The sequence below is a fragment of the Mesorhizobium sp. M7A.F.Ca.US.008.03.1.1 genome, assembly GCF_003997495.1.
Classification (GTDB): domain Bacteria; phylum Pseudomonadota; class Alphaproteobacteria; order Rhizobiales; family Rhizobiaceae; genus Mesorhizobium.
Map to the genome: position 1 here is coordinate 192,534 of NZ_RZRU01000011.1, position 18,392 is coordinate 210,925.

General features: G+C 61.7%; 17 protein-coding genes and 1 pseudogene. 3 read left to right on the forward strand and 15 right to left on the reverse strand.

The features are described from left to right. Positions 1 to 22: 22 nt before the first annotated feature. The 14 genes from EOA16_RS17560 to EOA16_RS17625 form a co-directional block, all read right to left on the reverse strand. A complete protein-coding gene (locus tag EOA16_RS17560; protein WP_164754297.1) occupies positions 23 to 574 on the reverse strand; it encodes a DUF922 domain-containing protein in 552 nt (183 codons plus the stop codon). 101 nt (positions 575 to 675) lie between these two features. Further along, entirely contained in the window at positions 676 to 3,858 is a 3,183-nt protein-coding gene (locus EOA16_RS17565; RefSeq protein WP_127259399.1) for a CusA/CzcA family heavy metal efflux RND transporter, read from the reverse strand. After that, entirely contained in the window at positions 3,855 to 5,309 is a 1,455-nt protein-coding gene (locus EOA16_RS17570; RefSeq protein ID WP_127259400.1) for an efflux RND transporter periplasmic adaptor subunit, read from the reverse strand. Before EOA16_RS17570 ends, EOA16_RS17565 begins: the two co-directional genes overlap by 4 nt. Beyond that, positions 5,306 to 5,713 carry a FixH family protein gene (locus EOA16_RS17575; RefSeq protein WP_127259401.1) on the reverse strand — a complete coding sequence of 136 codons (408 nt, stop codon included), beginning with the start codon at positions 5,711 to 5,713 and terminating at the stop codon, positions 5,306 to 5,308. Before EOA16_RS17575 ends, EOA16_RS17570 begins: the two co-directional genes overlap by 4 nt. Positions 5,714 to 5,845: 132 nt before the next feature. Next, positions 5,846 to 6,196 carry a hypothetical protein gene (locus EOA16_RS17580; RefSeq protein WP_245455965.1) on the reverse strand — a complete coding sequence of 117 codons (351 nt, stop codon included), beginning with the start codon at positions 6,194 to 6,196 and terminating at the stop codon, positions 5,846 to 5,848. A 128-nt stretch (positions 6,197 to 6,324) separates the two neighbouring features. Beyond that, positions 6,325 to 6,885: a hypothetical protein gene (locus tag EOA16_RS17585; RefSeq protein WP_127259403.1), complete on the reverse strand. Its 561-nt coding sequence runs from the start codon at positions 6,883 to 6,885 to the stop codon at positions 6,325 to 6,327. Between the two features lie 17 nt (positions 6,886 to 6,902). Continuing rightward, on the reverse strand, positions 6,903 to 7,643 hold the full coding sequence (locus EOA16_RS17590; protein WP_127259404.1) for a cytochrome c biogenesis protein CcdA: 741 nt from the start codon (positions 7,641 to 7,643) through the stop codon (positions 6,903 to 6,905). A 32-nt stretch (positions 7,644 to 7,675) separates the two neighbouring features. After that, a complete protein-coding gene (locus EOA16_RS17595; protein ID WP_127259405.1) occupies positions 7,676 to 8,467 on the reverse strand; it encodes a DsbA family protein in 792 nt (263 codons plus the stop codon). 54 nt (positions 8,468 to 8,521) lie between these two features. Then, entirely contained in the window at positions 8,522 to 9,268 is a 747-nt protein-coding gene (locus EOA16_RS17600) for an SCO family protein (RefSeq protein WP_127259406.1), read from the reverse strand. Continuing rightward, positions 9,268 to 9,588, reverse strand: coding sequence for a hypothetical protein (locus tag EOA16_RS17605; RefSeq protein ID WP_127259407.1), 321 nt, complete (start codon positions 9,586 to 9,588; stop codon positions 9,268 to 9,270). The genes EOA16_RS17600 and EOA16_RS17605 overlap by 1 nt, the downstream gene beginning before the upstream one ends. 13 nt (positions 9,589 to 9,601) lie before the next feature. Further along, complete coding sequence (locus EOA16_RS17610; RefSeq protein WP_127259408.1) at positions 9,602 to 10,129, reverse strand: TlpA disulfide reductase family protein; 528 nt, start codon at positions 10,127 to 10,129, stop codon at positions 9,602 to 9,604. Beyond that, positions 10,126 to 10,722, reverse strand: a complete 597-nt coding sequence (locus tag EOA16_RS17615) for a DsbE family thiol:disulfide interchange protein (protein ID WP_127259409.1) — start codon at positions 10,720 to 10,722, stop codon at positions 10,126 to 10,128. Before EOA16_RS17615 ends, EOA16_RS17610 begins: the two co-directional genes overlap by 4 nt. 50 nt (positions 10,723 to 10,772) lie before the next feature. Continuing rightward, complete coding sequence (locus tag EOA16_RS17620) at positions 10,773 to 11,213, reverse strand: DUF411 domain-containing protein (RefSeq protein ID WP_127259410.1); 441 nt, start codon at positions 11,211 to 11,213, stop codon at positions 10,773 to 10,775. A 30-nt stretch (positions 11,214 to 11,243) separates the two neighbouring features. Continuing rightward, entirely contained in the window at positions 11,244 to 12,686 is a 1,443-nt protein-coding gene (locus tag EOA16_RS17625; protein ID WP_245455966.1) for a multicopper oxidase family protein, read from the reverse strand. Positions 12,687 to 12,925: 239 nt separating this feature from the next. Here EOA16_RS17625 and EOA16_RS32710 point away from each other — a divergent pair, with 239 nt between their 5' ends. Next, positions 12,926 to 13,090, forward strand: a complete 165-nt coding sequence (locus tag EOA16_RS32710) for a hypothetical protein (protein WP_164754298.1) — start codon at positions 12,926 to 12,928, stop codon at positions 13,088 to 13,090. A gap of 218 nt (positions 13,091 to 13,308) precedes the next feature. Here EOA16_RS32710 and EOA16_RS17630 read toward each other — a convergent pair. Continuing rightward, positions 13,309 to 13,467 (reverse strand): annotated as a pseudogene (locus EOA16_RS17630) (NrsF family protein); the annotation flags it as partial. A 211-nt stretch (positions 13,468 to 13,678) separates the two neighbouring features. On the opposite strand from EOA16_RS17630, the gene EOA16_RS17635 reads away from it, so the two are divergent. Together EOA16_RS17635 and EOA16_RS17640 are read left to right on the forward strand one after the other, a co-directional pair. Further along, complete coding sequence (locus tag EOA16_RS17635; protein WP_164754299.1) at positions 13,679 to 15,652, forward strand: M23 family metallopeptidase; 1,974 nt, start codon at positions 13,679 to 13,681, stop codon at positions 15,650 to 15,652. 283 nt (positions 15,653 to 15,935) lie between these two features. Next, positions 15,936 to 17,495: a YcbK family protein gene (locus EOA16_RS17640; protein WP_127259412.1), complete on the forward strand. Its 1,560-nt coding sequence runs from the start codon at positions 15,936 to 15,938 to the stop codon at positions 17,493 to 17,495. Positions 17,496 to 18,392 lie beyond the last annotated feature (897 nt).

Sequence of the window (18,392 nt, forward strand, 5' to 3'; positions counted from 1 at the left end):
CTTAGTTTCCAGAGCGGCGAATTTATTCAATTCCGAACTGTTCGGCATTCTCGTCCCAAGCCTGTTGTCGCCTCTCCGACTCGGAAATCGTCCGTTTCGCGGCCCGCCTTATTTTTGCATCAAGGCCTTCGCAGGAGCCCTTGATGGATGCAGTGTGGATAATATCGTGCACCGCATGAGCGGCAGAGATGGCAATTTCCTTGTGACGGTTCTCGTGAGCCAGCAGTTTGTCCATATACTGGTTCCATGAAACGCGAACGGCTGACGCCGCGCGTTTCTCATCAACCCACTTAGGCAGCTGTATTTTCAGCTTGAGCGTTACACGCTCGTCGAAAGCCCGACATTCTTGGCCATCCATCCTGGATTGAAAATCGACCGAGAAGTGATCCGCGACCTCACCTTCGATGATCTCGCCGCCCTCGCGGGGCGCATTGCGCATCAGATCTTGGTGTATCTCGCGGCTCGTCAGGCCTTGCAGGTTGAAATAGGTGGAACTCTCCTCGACCTTGACATCGGCGTTGGCCGGTAGGGTCGCTATCAGAAACAATAATGCAGTTAGAATGATCTGTTTCATGCCATCCTCGCTTCGCCGACGCCCCCACAATACTAGGGCGCGTAAGCGTACCGGAAAGGTGGCCGATATCGCCAGCGGCGACGCCTCTTCGTGCCCTCTCCTTATTCGGCTGCTTGTCGCAAGCTCCATTGTTCGGTTGCCGCATCTGCGTGGGCCGGGAGAGTGGCAACCTCGGTTGACAGCCGCCACCCTTTGACAAGCCCGTATATGGCGGGGATCACCACCAGCGTCAGGACCGTCGACGAGATCATGCCGCCGATCATGGGCACGGCGATGCGTTGCATGACCTCCGATCCGGCGCCAGTGCTCCACAGGATCGGCACCAGACCAGCCATGATGGCGACGACGGTCATCATCTTCGGCCGCACACGCTCGACCGCGCCAAGCATGATCGCCTGGTAGAGATCGGATCTCGTGAACGGCTTGCCTGCGGCCTCCCGCTCCGCCTTCACCTCCGCCATCGCCTGCTCGAGATAGATCAACATAACGACGCCGGTCTCGGCTGCCACACCAGCAAGCGCGATGAAGCCAACGGCGACTGCCACCGACATGTTGAAGCCCAGCCACCACATCAGCCAGACGCCGCCAACCAGAGCGAAGGGCAGCGACAGCATGACGATCATCGTCTCGGTGAGCGCCCGGAAATTGAGGAAAAGCAGCAGGAAGATGATGAGCAGCGTGACCGGCACGACGATCTTCATCCGGGCCGCGGCCCGCTCCAGATATTCGAACTGGCCGCTCCAGGCGACCGAATAGCCCGGCGGCAACTTAACGCTCTCGGCGACCGCCCTTTGCGCGTCCGCAACATACCCACCGAGATCGCGGCCGTTGATGTCTACGAAGATGTAGGTCGCGAGCTGTCCATTCTCGGTCCGGATCGAAGTGGCGCCGCGTGTGAGCTCAACCTTGGCGACCTCCCCGAGCGGCACTGCGCCGCTGCCGGGCAGTGGCACTTGCACGTCGGTAGCGATGGCCTGTGGGCTCGATCGGAGATCCCGTGGATAGCGGATGTTGACGCCGTAGCGCTCGCGCCCTTCGACCGTCGTGGTCACGGTCTCACCGCCGAGCGCCGTTGCGATGACGTCCTGCACATCGCCGACCGACAAACCGTAGCGGCCGAGAGCTTCCCGGTCCGGAACGATATCGAGGTAGTAGCCGCCGATGACGCGCTCGGCATAGGCGCTCGATGTGCCGGGCAGCGTCTTGAGCGCTGCTTCGATCTGACGTGCGATCTTCTCCATCTCGGCGAGATCAGTGCCGAACACTTTGACACCCACCGGCGTGCGGATGCCTGTCGAGAGCATGTCGATGCGGGCCCGGATCGGCATGGTCCAGGCATTGGAAACGCCAGGGAATTGCAGCGCCTTATCCATCTCGGCCTTGAGGCCGTCGATGGTGAGTCCGGGGCGCCATTGCTCCTTCGGTTTCAGGTTGATGATGGTTTCGAACATCTCGGTCGGCGCTGGATCGGTGGCGGTCATCGCCCGTCCCGCCTTGCCGTAGACGGAGGCCACCTCCGGGAATGATTTGATGATGCGGTCCTGCATTTGCAGGAGTTCGGCCGCCTTCGTCACCGAAATCCCTGGCAGTGTCGTCGGCATGTACATCAGCGTGCCTTCGTTGAGGCTGGGCATGAACTCTGAACCGAGTTGCCGCGCCGGCCAGACACTCACGCCGAGCACCACAAGGGCGAGAATGATCGTCAGGGTCTTCGCGCGAAGCACGCCACGGATCACCGGCCGATAGATCCAGATCAGGAACCGGTTGATTGGGTTCTTGTGCTCCGGGATTATGCGCCCCCGAACGAAGATGACCATGAGCGCCGGCACCAGTGTGATGGAAAGGAGTGCTGCCGCCGCCATCGAAAACGTCTTGGTGAACGCGAGCGGGCCGAACATCCGGCCTTCCTGCGACTCCAGCGTGAAGATCGGCAGGAACGAGACGGTGATGATCAGGAGGCTGAAGAAAAGCGCGGGACCAACTTCGCTCGCCGCCTCGATGAGGATTTCGGTGCGCGGCTTGCCGGGCGGCGCCCGTTCCAGATGCTTGTGCGCGTTTTCGATCATGACGATTGCGGCGTCGATCATCGCCCCGACCGCAATCGCGATGCCGCCGAGGCTCATGATGTTGGAGCCGAGGCCGATCGCTTTCGTGGCGGCAAAGGCGATCAGAATGCCGACCGGCAGCATCAGTATGGCAACGAGCGCGCTGCGCAGATGAAGCAGGAACACCACGCAAACCAGAGCGACGATGATGCTTTCCTCGAACAGCGTCCCCTTGAGCGTTTCGATCGCCGCCTCGATCAGCTGCGAGCGGTCATAGACCGGCACGATCTCCGCGCCTTTGGGCAAGCTGCCTGAGATAACGGAGAGCCGCTGTTTCACGTTTTCGATCACGGTCAGCGCGTTCGCGCCGAAGCGTTGCAGGACGATGCCGCTCGCCACCTCGCCTTCGCCGTTCAGCTCGGTGATGCCGCGCCGCTCATCCGGCCCGATCTCGACACGCGCGACATCCTTGAGACGCAGGGGAACGCCTTGGTCTGTCTTTAGGACGATGTTCTCGATGTCGGCCGGCGTCTTGATGTAGCCGCGGCCGCGCACCATGAACTCGAATTCCGAAAGTTCGAGCGTGCGTCCGCCGACGTCCTGGTTGCTGGCGCGGACAGCATCGCGGATCATGGAGATGGAGATACCCTGCGCCCTTAGCCGCAGCGGATCGACGACGATGTTGTATTGTTTGACGAAGCCGCCGACGCTTGCGACTTCCGCCACGCCTTCGGCTTTTGAGGCTGAATAGCGAATGACCCAATCCTGCAGGGACCGCAACTCGGCGAGCGTCATGTCCTTGGCGACGACGGCATATTGGTAGACCCAGCCGACGCCGGTTGCATCTGGTCCAAGACCGGGCGAGACCCCGCTCGGCAGGCGCTGTGCGGCTGCATTGAGATATTCAAGCACTCGGCTTCGCGCCCAATAGGGATCGGTGCCGTCCTCGAAGATGACATAGACGAAAGACGCGCCGAAGAAGGAGAAGCCTCTCACGACCTTCGATTTCGGCACTGTCAGCATGGCTGTCGTCAGCGGATAGGTGACCTGGTCCTCAACGACCTGCGGTGCCTGGCCTGGGTATTCCGTGTAGACGATGACCTGGACATCGGAGAGATCGGGGATGGCGTCAAGCGGCAAAGTCTTTAACGCGTAGACCCCGCCCGCGACGGCGAAGGCCGTGCCGACCAGGATCAGCACGAGATTGCGTGCCGACCACGCGATCAGACCAGCTATCATTGTACATCTCCCGCAGCCATGCCGTTCAGCGCGGCTTTGAGATTGCTCTCCGCATCGATCAAAAAGTTTGCCGCCACAACCACCCGATCGCCGGAAGCGACCCCGCTTCGGATCTCGGTGAAGCCGCCGCCCTGGGTGCCGACCTTGACCTCGCGCGGTTCAAAACGGCCCTCGCCCTTGTCGATTATCACCAGCTGCCGCGCGCCAGTGTCGATCACGGCACTGTCGGGAACCGCCACAACAGGGTTGCCCGAGCCGGCTGCGATCTCAACATCGGCATACATATCCGGCAGCAGCGCGCCTTCTGGGTTGGCGATCTCGATCCGTACTTTTGTCGTGCGGGTCTCCTTGGCCACCTGCGGATAAATCAGGGCGACGCGGCCGCTGAACGTCTGGCCCGGCATGCTGCGAACCCGGATCGTGACAGGAGCCCCCGGCTTGACCGCGCCAAGGTCGAATTCAGGCACGTCGGCAATGATCCAGACCACGGAAACGTCGGCGAGACGGAAGAGCACTTCGCCGGGGGATGCTTTCATGCCGTCGACGGCGTTGCGTTCGAGAACAATACCGTCCCGCGGCGCCCGCCACGTCATCGATAACGGCACCTTCCGTGTCCGCTCCATCTCCGAGATGGCCTCCGACGGCACGCCGAGATTTTCCAGTCGCTGACGGGCGCCACCCGCAGCAACCCTTGCAGCGCTGCTGAGATCGGTCAGGAACTGGGCGCCGGCCGCCGCTACTTCGGGGGAATAGAGCTGGACGAGCGGTTGTCCCTTCGTGACCTTGCCGCCGGTGGTAACGTCGGCGACCTTGTTGATGAACGCCTCTGATCGGGTTGCGACCACGCTGATGCGCCGTTCGTCGAGCTGTACGGTGCCGGGCACCCGCACGGCACGTACGATCAGGCGGTCGGCAACCGTTTCCGATCGGACCCCTGTGCGCTGCAGCTTGCCGGGGGCGACCTTGACGGTGGAACCGTCTTCATCGTCGCTCTCATAGACAGGGATATAGTCCATCCCCATCGAATCCTTCTTCGGCGTCGGCGACGTATCGGGGAGACCCATCGGATTGCGATAGTAGAGCACCCGCTTTTTTGCTGCTGCGACTGACTCCATTCCGGCTGCGGCCGGCTCGGCAGCAACGGCGGCGGGTTTGACGTCGAAGCTGAGGTCTTCGCTTGCATGAACCGCCGCGAAATCACGGCCGCCGGCGCTCTTCCTCGGAACCGCCGAATAGGCTGGGCGGCCGTCTGGATCGCGGTAGTAGATGACCGGCCCTGATGGTGCGGGATTGGAGTTCGGCGTACCGGCCAAGGCATTTTCCAGCCAGGGGACCGATCGGAGCCAGTGAAGGCCGGGCACCGCGATATCGCTGTGCCCGGCCCAATAGCCTCCAGCCCCCGCCGCCACAATGGCGACGAGGGTAAGGCCGCTGCGGATTATCCGGCTCAAGGAACGGCCTTGAATTCCAACTTGCTTTCCAGCGACCCGGTTTCTCCCTGGACTTTGGCGCCGAGTGACAGACGCCAGCCGCCGGCCATCTGAATCTGCGCCTTGAAGCGGTAGATGCCGGGTTCCGTTGATGGCAGCGGCTCGATCGGCGCGGCCATCATCTCCATCCCGTCCGGAGCCATGTCGACGCGCTGTGCGAAGATCACGGCATCCGGCACGCTCTTGCCCGAACGTTTATCGATGAGGCGGACGGCCACTTCCGCCGCATTGCCTTGCTTGACTTCGTTCTGGACGAGTTGGAACTCGTAGTCCTCAATGCCGGCCCACACCCGTGAGGTGGCTCCCACGCAAGCGAGACCGATCGACGCCGCCACCAGCGTGCGATTCAATGTAAAGAGCTTCATTTTTCAGTTTCCCAAAATTCATCGTTGTTCTGCGCGATTGCGCGGTCAGTTCACGGCAAATGCCATGCGCTCTCCCCCGCACGGCAGTCGGCCGCACGGCGACAAATGGCTCGAGGCGAGCCGGCGATGAACTCAGGAACGTGGAGGTCGGGGTGGTGGCGGTTCAGCAAGGAGATCGCGCCCGAAGTCGTTGCCCGGTGCAATCGAGGCTGTCGCAGAAACCCGGACGCGCGCAAGCTGATCGGCCGCAACTACGTTCGCGAAGCATTTGGCGGCGCACAATGTGGCCAGCGGGCAGGACTTCTGGCAGTCGGGAACGGATTGCTTCTGGTCCGGGCAACACGGCAAGCCATCCGGCATGGCGGCCATCTGCTCCATTCCCGCCATCGACTCGCCAGCCATCATCCCCGCGGCCGATGGTGTCACAATCGGCGCGGCCGTCAGGATGATGATCGCCAGGATGGAAAGCAGGCGGGGGAACAAGGACCAGAATTTCACGGCCGCAAAGTGACATGTTGTGCAGTGCAAGAAAAGGTGGCCGCGCTCACTTTTTCGACAAGTGGAGGGAACACCACATCGAGATCATCCTCCGGAAAAGCGAGCACTTTCGTTCAACCTGAACCGCCGCAGCCGTTGGACAGGTTCCAGACGTCCACCACCTGTTCTCCGCTGAACGTGTGTTCGACAATCAGGAACTTCGCCAGCCCGCCATACATTTTCCAGCGCCAGCACTGGCAGCAGCATGGCCCCTTCTCGTCCGATTTGTCCATAGCGTATTGATAGGCTTGCTGCTGTCCCGCCGAGAGTGTGGCCTCGTAATAGGGCATGACCTTCTGAGCGACGCCCGCTGCGATGTCGTAAGGGTCAGGTGGGATTTCCGAAATGGCGGCGTATTTGGTGAGGCCCTGCACCTGTCTTGCGTAGCGCTTGCGCTCCATCTCGGAGCAGCACGAGCCGCGCAGCCGCGCTGTGACCGGCATTTTGGCGATCGAGTCGGCGAATGTCGGCATGCATGTGCTGTTACCATTCTTGCTCAGGTAGTCGAAGCGCTCGTCGAGTGTCTGGGTCTCGGCGGTCGCCGCAGGCACACCTGCGCCAAACAGCAGCGCGATGTATCCGGCGCCGACGGTGAAATCCCGGCGGGAAACAGTCAGTCTGGATCGTTCTACCATGTCGCACCTCCAAAGGTTCAGCCGATTTGCGTCAAGATGGGAAAGCGGTCGAGCAGCCAATACGAGAATGCCGACATCTGCCCGGTGATCATGGCAACCCCCATGGCCATCATGACGCCGCCGGCGGCGATTTGCAGCACTGAGCCCGTGCGTCGCATCGCCTTCAGCCGTCGCGTCAGGCTGTCGGTGAAGAGAGCGGCAAGCAGGAAGGGGACGCCAAGGCCGAGCGAATAGATGGCGAGCAGGGCTACGCCGTCGATAACGGTCGCGGACCCGGCGCCGACGGTCAGAATGGCGCCGAGTATCGGGCCGATACAGGGCGTCCAGCCAAAAGCGAAGGCAAGGCCGAGCACATAGGCCGACATCGCCCGCCCACCGGGAATGTCGGCATGAAACCGCGCCTCCCGCATCATCCAGGTCGGACGGATGACACCGGTAAGGAACAGGCCAAACAGGATGACGATGACACCGCCGACCATGTTGAGCTCGATGCGGTAGCCAAGCGCCAACTGGCCCAGCGCCGTCGCGCTCGCACCCAGCACGATGAATACGCTCGAAAATCCGAGCACGAAACACAGGCTGGGGCCCGCCGCCGACCAGCGGGCCGCAGCTGGGCGTTCGGCCGACATCGACATCGGCGACCGCCCGGCGATATACGAGACGTAACCGGGCACCAGCGGCAGCACGCAGGGCGACAGGAACGAGATGATGCCGGCCGCGAAAGCGGCTAGCACGCCGATGTTGGAGATTTCGGGCATCGCTCAGTTGCCCTCTCTTGCCGGCAGGCGCTTCATTTCTGCAGAGCCCTCGCCTGTTCGATCAGCTTCTTCATGGTTGCAAGATCGGTTGCGCCCGGAAAGATCTGCTCGCCGACAACGAAGCCCGGCGTGCCGGTAATTCTCAGCGCCTGGGCAAGTTCGATGTTGCGGTCGATCAAGCCCTGGATATCGGCCTGCTGCATATCGGTCTTCATACGGGTCACGTCCAGGCCGGTCTCGGCCGCAACCCTGAGCACGACCGACTCGGTCACCCGCGTCCTGGTGCTGAACAGCGCCTTGTGAAACGCCGCATATTTGCCTTGCCGCTCAGCCGCGAGCGCCGCCTTGGCGGCGAATACCGAATCCGGGCCTAAAATGGGAAATTCCTTGTAAACGATCTTGAGTTGCGGGTCATCGGCTACCGCCTGCTCCATGACCGGCATCACCTGGCTGCAATAAGGGCAATTGTAGTCGAAGAATTCTACCATGGTGACGTTGCCCTCGGCATTGCCGCCGACGGGACTCTTCTTATCGCGGAATAGGTCGTCGCCTCGCGCCGCGAGAGTGGCCTTTCCCGCAGCCGCCTCGGTCTCGCGCTGTTGTGCGTCCAGTTTCTGCAGCGCCTCCATGATGACCTCGGGATGCGCGAGGATGTAGTCGTGGATGCGCTGGTCGAGCTGATCCTGGGACGTCTCGTCCGCCGCCACCGCAGGCCGCAAAGCGCCTTGAAGGCCGACCAGGAGCCATCCTGTCATAGCAGCAAGCAAAAGGGCACGGGCGACGCGGCTTTTGTATCTGCTTAGCGGCTTTGCCTTGGTGATCATGTAATTCTCCCTCTTGGTTGTGGCGGACTTTCCGGGCACCGCCAGGAAACTGGATCAGAACAAGCTCTTCAATTTCGCCCACCAGCCCTCTGCCTGCTCAAGGTGCGGACTTTCGACATTGTTGGTGAGTGCATTGATGAAGGTGACGAGGTTGACGGGCTGGAAATTCAGGCCGTGGAAATTCGCTCGCCAGCGGCCCTCCTTGTCGATCACATGGGTGACGGTGCCGTGCATCTGGTAGCCGTCATCGGTCAGGCTGAATTTGTGGCCAAAGGCCTCTGCCAGCTTGCGGGTCGTGTCCTCGGGCTCGCCCTCCGTCGTTGTCAGGAACAGCCAGTTCGCGGGATTGAGCCCATGCGCCGCGCCATAGCCACGCAGCACCTCCGGTTTGTCTTTCGACGGATCGGTGGTGATGGTGACGAAGAGGACCATGTCCTTCATCGGCGTGGCGTTCACCATGGCCTGTATCTCGGCGACTTTTTCGGCATGGAGAGGACAGACGTCCGGACAGGATGTGTAGATGAAGTGGAGGACAACGACCTTGCCGCGCAGGTCGGCGGGCCGAACGATGCGGTCATCCGCCGTGCGCAAGGTGAAGTCGGGCGCCGGCTTGTCGATTGCTTGGTAAAACTTCTCGTCCTCCTGCAGCATTGCCTCGACTTCATCGAGCGAGTGCGCCTGCGCGCCATGCACAAAGCCGAGTATCAAGGCAGCGACGGCGATCAGGCGGCGAAGGGCGCATAGCCACCCAACCCAAACCGGCGAAACCCAACGCGCCCTGGAATCGGCCCGGAAGGTCATCAATGCGGGCCTTTGACGTCGCCCGACGCTTTCGGCGCGTACGTGCTCTCGGCTGTTTCTTCGAAAGCGTCCTCACTCGAGCAGGAACGGCCGGTCGCGCGATGCATGCACAGGCCAAGCGCGCACATGGCGACGCATGGCAGAACACTGAGAAGCAGGGGGGCCACCCCCGCGGCGACCAGCCAGCTCCAGTTGAAGCCCAGGCCGCCGGCGACCCCGGCTGCGGCCAGCAGGATGATGATGCGTCGGTTGGCGAGACGAGACCTGATCGTTGAGAATATGCCTGGCGAGGCGTCGTCAGCTCGGGTCAGCGTGGTCATCGCAAATCCCTTCTCAATTGATAGCGAAGTGGCTGCGGATGAATTCGACCATTTCGGGCAAATCCCACTCGGCGGGGCCGATCAGCCGGCCGATCTCCTTGCCCTCGCGGTCGATCAGCAATGTCAACGGCAGGCCCAAGGCGCCGAGCGCGAACATCGCCTTGGCCGATGTGTCGATGTTCAGGGCAAGATGCTCGATGCCGTTTTCGGCGAAGAACTTCTTCACGGCGTCCGGGCCGGCGCGGTCCATCGACAGCGCAACGACTTCGAAGTCGGGCCCACCGAGTTTCGCCTGCAGCCGATCCAGCGTCGGCATTTCCTCGCGGCATGGCGCGCACCATGTCGCCCAGATGTTGACCAGCACGATCTTGCCGTGGAAATCGGCAAGCGTCCTCGGCTGGCCCGCGCCGTCCTCGAACTGGATCTCCGGAAGTGGTTTCGACGGCTCCTGAACAGCAAAACCCTGGGGTGTCCCCGCAGCCGAGGCGGCCTGGGCCAGGATGAGCGAGACTCCCAGCAGTGCAAAGGCTAACAACTTCATGGCCGCTGCTCCTCGGCCTTCAGACGCCGGGCAAGCGGCAGGATCTTCTCATCAAGAATCTTCTCGGTCACCACACCGATGTGCTTGTAGGCAATACGTCCGTCGGAACCGACCACAAACGTCTCGGGCACGCCGTAGACGCCCCAGTCGATAGCGACGCGGCCGTTCAAATCAGCACCGGTCCGCGTGTAAGGATCGCCCCTCGTGTCGAGCCATTTCGCGGCATCGGTTGGCTGATCCTTGTAATTCAGGCCATGGAGCGGCAGCTCCTTGGCCGCCGCCAATTCCATCAACACGGGATGCTCCTCGCGACAGGGCAAACACCAGGAAGCGAAAACATTGACCAGCGAAACCTCGCCCCGAAGATTGGCGCTCGATAGACCGAGCTGCCGGCCCTGGACCGGCGGCAAGCTGAATTCCGGCACCGGCTTCCCGATAAGCGCGGAAGGGATTTCTTCTGCGTTGCGAGTGAGGCCCCACCCAAGGATGACCAGGAGCCCGGCGAAGATACCAGCTGGCAACAGCAGGATCTTGCGCACTCTCACCTGTTTGGCGGGGGGATCCGCATTCTGGTCGATGGCAGGGGTCGTCATTGTACCTCGCTTTGGTCGCTGCGGCGGTCACACGTTCCGGCTATGCAAACTCACTCCGTGGCGTAGACGGTTGGCGCCTTGCCGTCCTTGGTGAAGGCATAGATCGTGAAAGGTCCGTCCTTCGCGCCGCCCATCCCGGGTGCGCCAGCCGGCATGCCGGCCAGAGTGATGCCGGTGATGGCAGGCCGCTCCGTCAGAAGCTTCTTGACGATATCGACCGGCACCAGGCCGTCGACCACGTAGCCGTCGACCATCAGCGTGTGGCAGCCTTCGAGATCGGCCGGCACGCCGGCATCGCTGCTGATCTGGGAGAGGTTGTTGACCGGCTTGATGTCGACCTTGAAGCCGTTGTGCTCGAGATAGGTGGCATAGGATTCGCAGCAACTGCATTGCGGGTTCTTGTACATGACCGCATTGATCGTCGCGGCAACGGCCGGGAGCGGCATGGCGATTGCGACGGCCAATGCGGCAAGGCGGTAGGTCATTTTCATTACGGTTCTCCTTTGTTGAACGGATAGGGTTCAGGTGACTCGAAAGACGGTCATTAGACCGGCCATCTGGTGATCGGTGACGTGGCAGTGCAGCATCCAGTCGCCGGGATTGTCGGCGACGAAAGCGCATTCGAGCGTATCTTTCGGCGCCAGCAGCACGGTGTCCTGCCATTGCCCGTGCGGCACGGACTCGCCGTTGCGGGCCAGCAGCGAGAGGCTGAAGCCGTGGATGTGCATGGGATGCCACCAGGCGGTTTCGTTGCGCATGGTGAGCCGGCAGCTCGCGCCGCGTTGCAAGGTGAACAGCGGAGCCATGCCCGCGTGTCCATCGCCGGTCATCGACATTCCGTTGATGGCCCATGCTGGACCACCATTCATGCCGGGCATGGCCATGCCCACCATGCCGCCCACGCCCTTCAGCTTGCCACCGCCCATCATTCCGCCTTGCAGGACGATCTCCTGGCGCACGGCATCGGCCAGGTTCGGGATTGGCAGTGGGTTGGCCGGCAAGCGCACAGGCGCGTCGAGCGGATTTGCCCGCAGTGGCGGCTCGGATGAATAGACGAAACTGGTCAGCGTATAGGCAAGCCCGTCGTAGAAATCGTCGGTCACCGCGTGACGGCTGCCGGGATCGCCCTGCAGGTCGAGCACGACGTCGATACGCATCGCCGGGGCAAGAACGATCCTGCCGCCCTGCGGCTCACGTGGCTCGCATGGCTGGCCGTCGATAGCGACGATGATCGGGCGATGGCCTTCGAAGCGCAGCGCCATCATGCGGGCGAGAGCCGCATTGACCAGGCGCAGCCTCACGCGCTCGCCGGCCCGCACAGTCTGGTCACCGGGCGGAGCTCCGTTGATGGTGACGATGTTGCCAACGCGGCCAGACATCGCCGCATCCATCATGCTGCCGAAGCCCGGTGCGATTTGCCCATCCTTTGTGAGCCGCCAGTCCTGCAGCGTCCACAGGAGGTCGCGGTCGACAACGATAGGGTCAGCCTCCTCGACGACGAGAGCGCCAGCAAGACCGCGGCCGATCTGCTGCAGACTGTCGGCGTGCGGGTGATACCAGAAGGTGCCGGCATCGGGCGGCGTGAACTCGTAAGTGAAGCTTTCGCCGGGCTTGATCGGCGCCTGCGTCAGCCCCGGCACGCCGTCCATGGCATTCGGCAACCGGATACCATGCCAATGAACGGTAGTGCTCTCATCCAGCGCATTTACGACACTGATGCGAACAGGCCGGCCTTGCTGTACGCGGAGCGTCGGACCAGGAACCATCCCGTCATAAGCCCAGACCGGGGTCCAAGGAGCATCGGCGCCGGCGAGGCTGGCCCGGCCGTGTGTTGCGTTTAGCTCGTGCTCATCGACTTCGGATGCCAGCGACAAGCGCGAGCCCATCACCGCTGTCGAGACCAGGCATGCCCCTGCGCGAAGCAGTCTTCGGCGCGAGACGAGATATTTGAAGTCGAGTTCCAACGCAAAGGCCTTCCGCGAGGCAGATGGGAGGCGGCGAAAACCGCCGTCATCCTGATCATCGCTGCGCTGCTGCCATGGCAAGCACGCGCGAACGGACGCAAATCAGTGGCGAACCAGCTGAGAGCGTTTCAGGTCAAATTGCGTGTCTGGGAGGGTATGGGTCGGGAAGGAAATCTCGCCCGTGAAGCGGCGAAAATAACGACGGAGAAGGATCCACCACCTGGATCGCCATCAAAGGAATGGCATCCTGCGAAGGCAAGGCGATCGCAGAGGCCAAACAAACAGGCGGGCAGACAATGGGCTTCCCGCTGCCGTCTGAACTCTTCGGGCATGCAGCGCAGTTGCTGGCACCGTCCGCCATTCCCTGCATCCCAGCCATCTTTACCGACATGATGTTGGCCTGAACCACCGACGTGTTCAGGCCTGCGGTCACAAGAACCGCGACAAGGAGGGCAAAAAGACGCCCGGATCGCCACCATGTCGTCATCGGGCGCAAGCTGACCCTTAAACGCGACTTTTGCAAGCCAAAACGGGTGACTGCCGAGCGAAGCGGATTTGTCTCTCGGATATGTGATCGATGCTTTCTCATCTGTCCGCGCGTAGTTCGTCCTGACGACGACATCTACCAGCGCGCGACCATGTTGGCACCGATGGCGCCGACCACCGCCAGGCCGGAGATCGCGATCGTATACCACGTCGCAACAAACAGCGGAGAATCGTCGGTGTACTGCGCTGCGCGCAGCGTTGCAGCAATGGCTCCTGCAAAAATGCCCGCTAGGGCGTCTCAATCACGAAATTGCCTGCTGCGCCAAGTTGTGGCCACGGCAAGCTTGGATTGCCGCAATTGGACCCAACTGCGGCCTCAATGCCGTATGACACCGTCAACTGGTTAGCCTCGGCAACGCCGCATCGTTGACTTTGTTGACCGCGGCAAGCAAATGTTGGCCGCAAAAAGACAAGCAGATCCGCCGGGGAAGAAGCCGCCCTCACGCATGCCAAAAACCGATGACGTCATAGCCATGCTCGGCAATGAGCCGCCGCTGGTGGCCGACGGCCGCAGCGGTCCGCCCGACCGCCGCGAGATTTCGGCGCGCTGGCTGTCGGGAACCTTTCTGACCGGCGTGACATCGAGCGTGCTGATGGGCGTCGCGCTGTTTGCCGCTGTCGACGGCCGCCAGCAACTGGCGACGCCGCCCGAGATCGCCGAGCTCACCCACCTTGAAGGTGGCGGCGATTCCGGCGAGGTCACCAAGACGACCAGACTGGTGGCGCTGCGCCAGATCGCCAAGGCGAAGGACCGGCGCCGCATGGAAGTGCCGATGGTCACCAAGGTTGGTGACCGTGATGTCATCCACACCATGCCATTTGTGGAAATCAAGATGGGGCTGGCCGCCGGCCACACCACCAATCGCCCCTACCCGCCTTTCAACCCGATGCAGGTGTTCGGCGACGACGGCGATGATCCTCAACCGACAGCGCCCGTGCCCGCCGGCCAGATCTACGGCGCCAAGGTCGAAAGCGAAATGACTCTGAAGACCGTCGATTTCCCGCTCGAGACTGCTTCGTTCGACGAAAAGAGCGATCTTTCCGCCGATGAGGTGGAAAAGGTGGTCCGCGAAGCCGGCACCGATCTCGGTGACGGCGCCGTCCAGGTCGCTTCGCTCCACTATGTCGACCCGCAGCGATTCGGCGACGCCTTCGCCGAGAGCATGGCCGGCTCCTATGACGTTAAAATCGTCCGGGAAAACGTCTCCGTGACGCCGCGTGCGGTCGTCGACGACCAGGCGCCGGCCTTCGCCGAGGAAATAATTCCCTTCACCAGAGATCTCGACATCGTCGAGGCTTTTGCTGATTCCGGCTATACGGGTGAAGACGCCGCCGGCATGGCCGAGGCGATCGGCAAGCTGTTGAACGCGACCGTGCTCAAGGCGGGAACTGTGCTGCGCGTCGGGCTCGAAGTCCATGGCGACGACGCCAAGGTGGTGCGCACCAGCGTTTATGATCGGACCCAGCACATCGTCACCATCGCACTCGACGATCGCGGCCAGTACGTGCCGGCGCAGGAGCCGGAGCCCAATCCCGGATTGCTCACGGCTTTCGAAGATTCACCACCGGTGGTGGTGCGCGGCAATCTGCCCAACGTCTATGACGGCATTTACCGCGCAGCCTATTCCTATGGCATGTCAAAGGCCATGACCCAGCGGCTGGTCAAGCTGCTGGCCTCCGGTGTCGACTTCCAGTCACGGCTCAATCCATCAGATCGACTCGACGTGCTGTTCTCCCAACCGGACGGCGACAATCAGGCGTCGGACGAGTCCGAACTTCTCTATGTCTCGGCAAATTTCAGCGGGCAGACGCGCAATTTCTACCGCTTCCAGATGCAGGACGGCACTACCGACTATTTCGATGAAGGCGGGTCCAGCGCACAACAATTCCTGCTTCGCAACCCGGTGCCAAATGGCCGGTTCGGTTCCGGATTCGGTCTTCGACGCCATCCCATTCTTGGATACGTCAAAATGCACACAGGCACAGATTGGGCCGCTCCAAGCGGAACGCCTATCATCGCGTCCGGCAACGGCGTCGTCGAAAAGGCCGGCTGGGCTGGCGGCTACGGCAACCAGACTATCATTCGCCACGCCAACGGTTACGAGACGTCCTACAATCACCAAAAGGGATTTGCCGAAGGCGTTGAGCCAGGCGCCAGCGTTCGGCAAGGACAGGTGATCGGCTATGTCGGAACAACCGGACTATCCACAGGTCCACACCTTCATTACGAACTGATCGTCAACGGCACCAAGGTCGACCCGATGCGCGTCCGCTTGCCGGTCGGCAAGGTGCTGAAAGGCGACGACCTGATCGCCTTCAACCGCGAGCGAGAGCGCATCAACGATCTGCTCAAGCAGCCAGATACCGACGCGCTGAAGATCGCTACCGCAAGGATCGATGACTGTCTAACGCCTTGCTGAGCGGCCGTGGTCAGCGATCTTGGCCACCCATAAGGCGGCGGATCGCCGTCGTATGTTGCCTTTGCCCCATTGCTGGAATTGCCCAAATGGCCCTAGGCGGTTCTGAAGGAGTGCCGCCACGGTGTTACCTCATTTCCGCCTCAACAAGGGATGGTTAACCATCAGGGTCGATATTCAGATGTGACAACAACACATCCGTTTGGGCAAATCCGGGGACAAACGGCAGCGCAAGGCCATTTGATTTGAACAAAGTCGAACGACGCAAAAACGGCGGCATTTTTACATGAGCGTCTGGCCGAGATGGCTGGCAGCCGTGCTTGTTGCGTTTGGTTTCCTCGCCGTGGCTGCGACCGGTGCCAGCGCCGAAACACGTTCGCTCAAGCTCTATCATCTCCATACGGGCGAAAAGGCCGAAATCGTCTACAAGCGCAATGGCCGCTACGACCAGGCGGGCTTGCGCAAGATCAACATCATCCTGCGCGACTGGCGTCGCAACGAGCCGACCAAGATGGATCCGCGTCTGCTGGACCTGGTCTGGGAAGCATATCGGGAAAGCCGCGCCACCGACTATATTCAGGTCGTTTGCGGCTACCGCTCGCCGGCAACGAACTCGATGCTGCGCAGCCGCAGCCGGGGTGTCGCCAAAGAGAGCCAGCATATGCTTGGTAAGGCGATGGACTTCTATATTCCCGGCGTGCCGCTGAAGAAGCTTCGCAACATCGGTCTCAAGATGCAGGGCGGCGGCGTCGGCTACTATCCGACATCCGGTTCGCCGTTCGTCCACTTGGATGTCGGCAATGTGCGCCATTGGCCCGGCATCAGCCGCCAGGAACTGGTGAGCCTGTTCCCGAATGGCAAGACGCTGCATGTGCCGAGCGACGGCAGGCCGCTACCCGGCTATCAGCAGGCGCTTGCCTCCTACAAATCCCGCAAGGGCTCCGGTGGTGCCGCCATCGAATTGGCAAGCGCCGGCGGCGGGTCGAAAAAATCCGGTGGGCTGCTGTCGGCCTTCTTCGGCGGCGGCGATGATGAGGCCGACGACAGCAGCGATGTCGCGTCCGCATCACCCGCACCCAAGCCGAGAGACGTGAAGCCGGTACTGGCGAGCACCGCCAAGAGCAAGCACGCCGATAGCTCACAGATTGCCGAAGAGCAGGTTCCGGAGCCGGAGAATGTTACGCCGGAAACGATCATCGCGGCGTTGCCCGCGCGCGCGGTTCCGGTTCCTGAATTTGCGCCGCGGCCCACGAATGTCTATCAGGCGCCGAGCGAATTGCTTGCGCTCGCCAGTACGGCCGAATTTGACAAGACGGCCACTGGCACTGTGCTGCCCCCCTCGCCGCCTGCACCGGCCCGACCTGACGGGGTCAAGTCCGTTCTTGATGAGGCCAACCTAGCAATCGGCCAATATCAAATCGCGTCCCTCACCATGCCCTCCGAATCGAGCTCGGCTTTCGCCAATCTGTCGGGCGTCGAAGCCGCTTCGCCGCACAAGGCTATATCAGCGCAGGTTGAACCGGATCCGGCTGCTGTACTCGGCACAGGCGTGAAAACGACTCCTAAGGAACCCAGGCCTACCGCTCGCGACCTGAAGCCCGGGCCGAAATCCGTGGCTGTCGCGGCCGAGCCGCAAGCCGCCCGCTGGGCACTGAACAGCGGCGAGCGAGTCGCGACTGTATCGAGCCCAACGACAGCGCCGCGTTACGCCTATAATCTCGTACACACCTCGCCGAGCGAGATTTATATGACCGGCTTCCAGACCGGAAACGAAATCGTCGAAGCCAACCGGTTCGCCGGCAACGCCGTTCAATTCCTGTCGGTTGCCCGCTTCCAGACCCAATAGCTGGACCAGTGGCCGGCAAGCCGCCCGCCAGCCGACGCGATTTTTTTCGTTCTTCGGACAGGACCGCTGTCGAAATTGTTGTCTGCCCTTGTGCATCAATCTTTCGTCAACCATGCTGGCTAACAATGGCAGTCTTGATCGCAGGCGAAATGGCAGTTTACCGTCTGCCGGACACATCAGCTCCACCTACTGATCGACAGGCGCTAGCCAAGAAGATTCCTGCTAAGAGGAAGCCTGAGGCATAGCTCGGCGAGCAAACCGTAGACCTGCCCCGTCCCGAGGGCGCATACTTCACGAATGAAGTCGCCACCGACGCTGCCAACGACAACGGCAACCCGGAAGACCGTCTGGCTGTAGTGACTGCTGCCCTGTACGGAGCCATGGAAGGCTTGGCAGCACCCGCTGAGTTGCTGGATTGTTCTGCATTTAGCGCCTGCAGGGGATAGCAGCAATGGCCTACACGGTGATCTGGTACGGGAAACAGGGCATCTTTGAAAAGACGCCTTTCATGGTTGCCGGTCTGCCGGGCATCATTGCGGGAATGGCCGTACCGCGCATCGCCGGCAGAGCGTTGATGTCGCGACCGATGCAAAGCCCATCTCGGCAACCAAGCAGCGACCGGGGCAACGGATCCGTTCACGAACGCGGTGCTGGCCGTTCTGGCGCGGCAGGGTGCAGTTCCTGCGCTCGCGGGGAACTAAGTTCGCCAACTGAAGGCACGACAGCGCCCCTGCTACCGGTACGGGTTGTCTTCGCTCGATCGTCCCGGGTTCGCCAAATACCAAAGTCTCTTATTCGCATCGTTTAGCTGAACCTGCATCCCGAGCATGCTGCGGTAGAGCACGTAGAAGCAGCCCGCTACGAAAACTGCAGAGAGTGTATAGCGACTCCCGAACT

Excerpts from the sequence above, each read along its gene's own strand:
- EOA16_RS17605 (WP_127259407.1), bottom strand. The coding sequence starts at position 9,588 with ATGACCACGCTGACCCGAGCTGACGACGCCTCGCCAGGCATATTCTCA.
- EOA16_RS17615 (WP_127259409.1), bottom strand. The coding sequence starts at position 10,722 with ATGACGACCCCTGCCATCGACCAGAATGCGGATCCCCCCGCCAAACAG.
- EOA16_RS17565 (WP_127259399.1), bottom strand. The coding sequence starts at position 3,858 with ATGATAGCTGGTCTGATCGCGTGGTCGGCACGCAATCTCGTGCTGATC.
- EOA16_RS17640 (WP_127259412.1), top strand. The coding sequence starts at position 15,936 with ATGAGCGTCTGGCCGAGATGGCTGGCAGCCGTGCTTGTTGCGTTTGGT.
- EOA16_RS17585 (WP_127259403.1), bottom strand. The coding sequence starts at position 6,885 with ATGGTAGAACGATCCAGACTGACTGTTTCCCGCCGGGATTTCACCGTC.
- EOA16_RS17635 (WP_164754299.1), top strand. The coding sequence starts at position 13,679 with ATGCCAAAAACCGATGACGTCATAGCCATGCTCGGCAATGAGCCGCCG.
- EOA16_RS17600 (WP_127259406.1), bottom strand. The coding sequence starts at position 9,268 with ATGACCTTCCGGGCCGATTCCAGGGCGCGTTGGGTTTCGCCGGTTTGG.
- EOA16_RS17620 (WP_127259410.1), bottom strand. The coding sequence starts at position 11,213 with ATGAAAATGACCTACCGCCTTGCCGCATTGGCCGTCGCAATCGCCATG.
- EOA16_RS17610 (WP_127259408.1), bottom strand. The coding sequence starts at position 10,129 with ATGAAGTTGTTAGCCTTTGCACTGCTGGGAGTCTCGCTCATCCTGGCC.
- EOA16_RS17595 (WP_127259405.1), bottom strand. The coding sequence starts at position 8,467 with ATGATCACCAAGGCAAAGCCGCTAAGCAGATACAAAAGCCGCGTCGCC.
- EOA16_RS17590 (WP_127259404.1), bottom strand. The coding sequence starts at position 7,643 with ATGCCCGAAATCTCCAACATCGGCGTGCTAGCCGCTTTCGCGGCCGGC.
- EOA16_RS17575 (WP_127259401.1), bottom strand. The coding sequence starts at position 5,713 with ATGAAGCTCTTTACATTGAATCGCACGCTGGTGGCGGCGTCGATCGGT.
- EOA16_RS32710 (WP_164754298.1), top strand. The coding sequence starts at position 12,926 with ATGGCATCCTGCGAAGGCAAGGCGATCGCAGAGGCCAAACAAACAGGC.
- EOA16_RS17560 (WP_164754297.1), bottom strand. The coding sequence starts at position 574 with ATGAAACAGATCATTCTAACTGCATTATTGTTTCTGATAGCGACCCTA.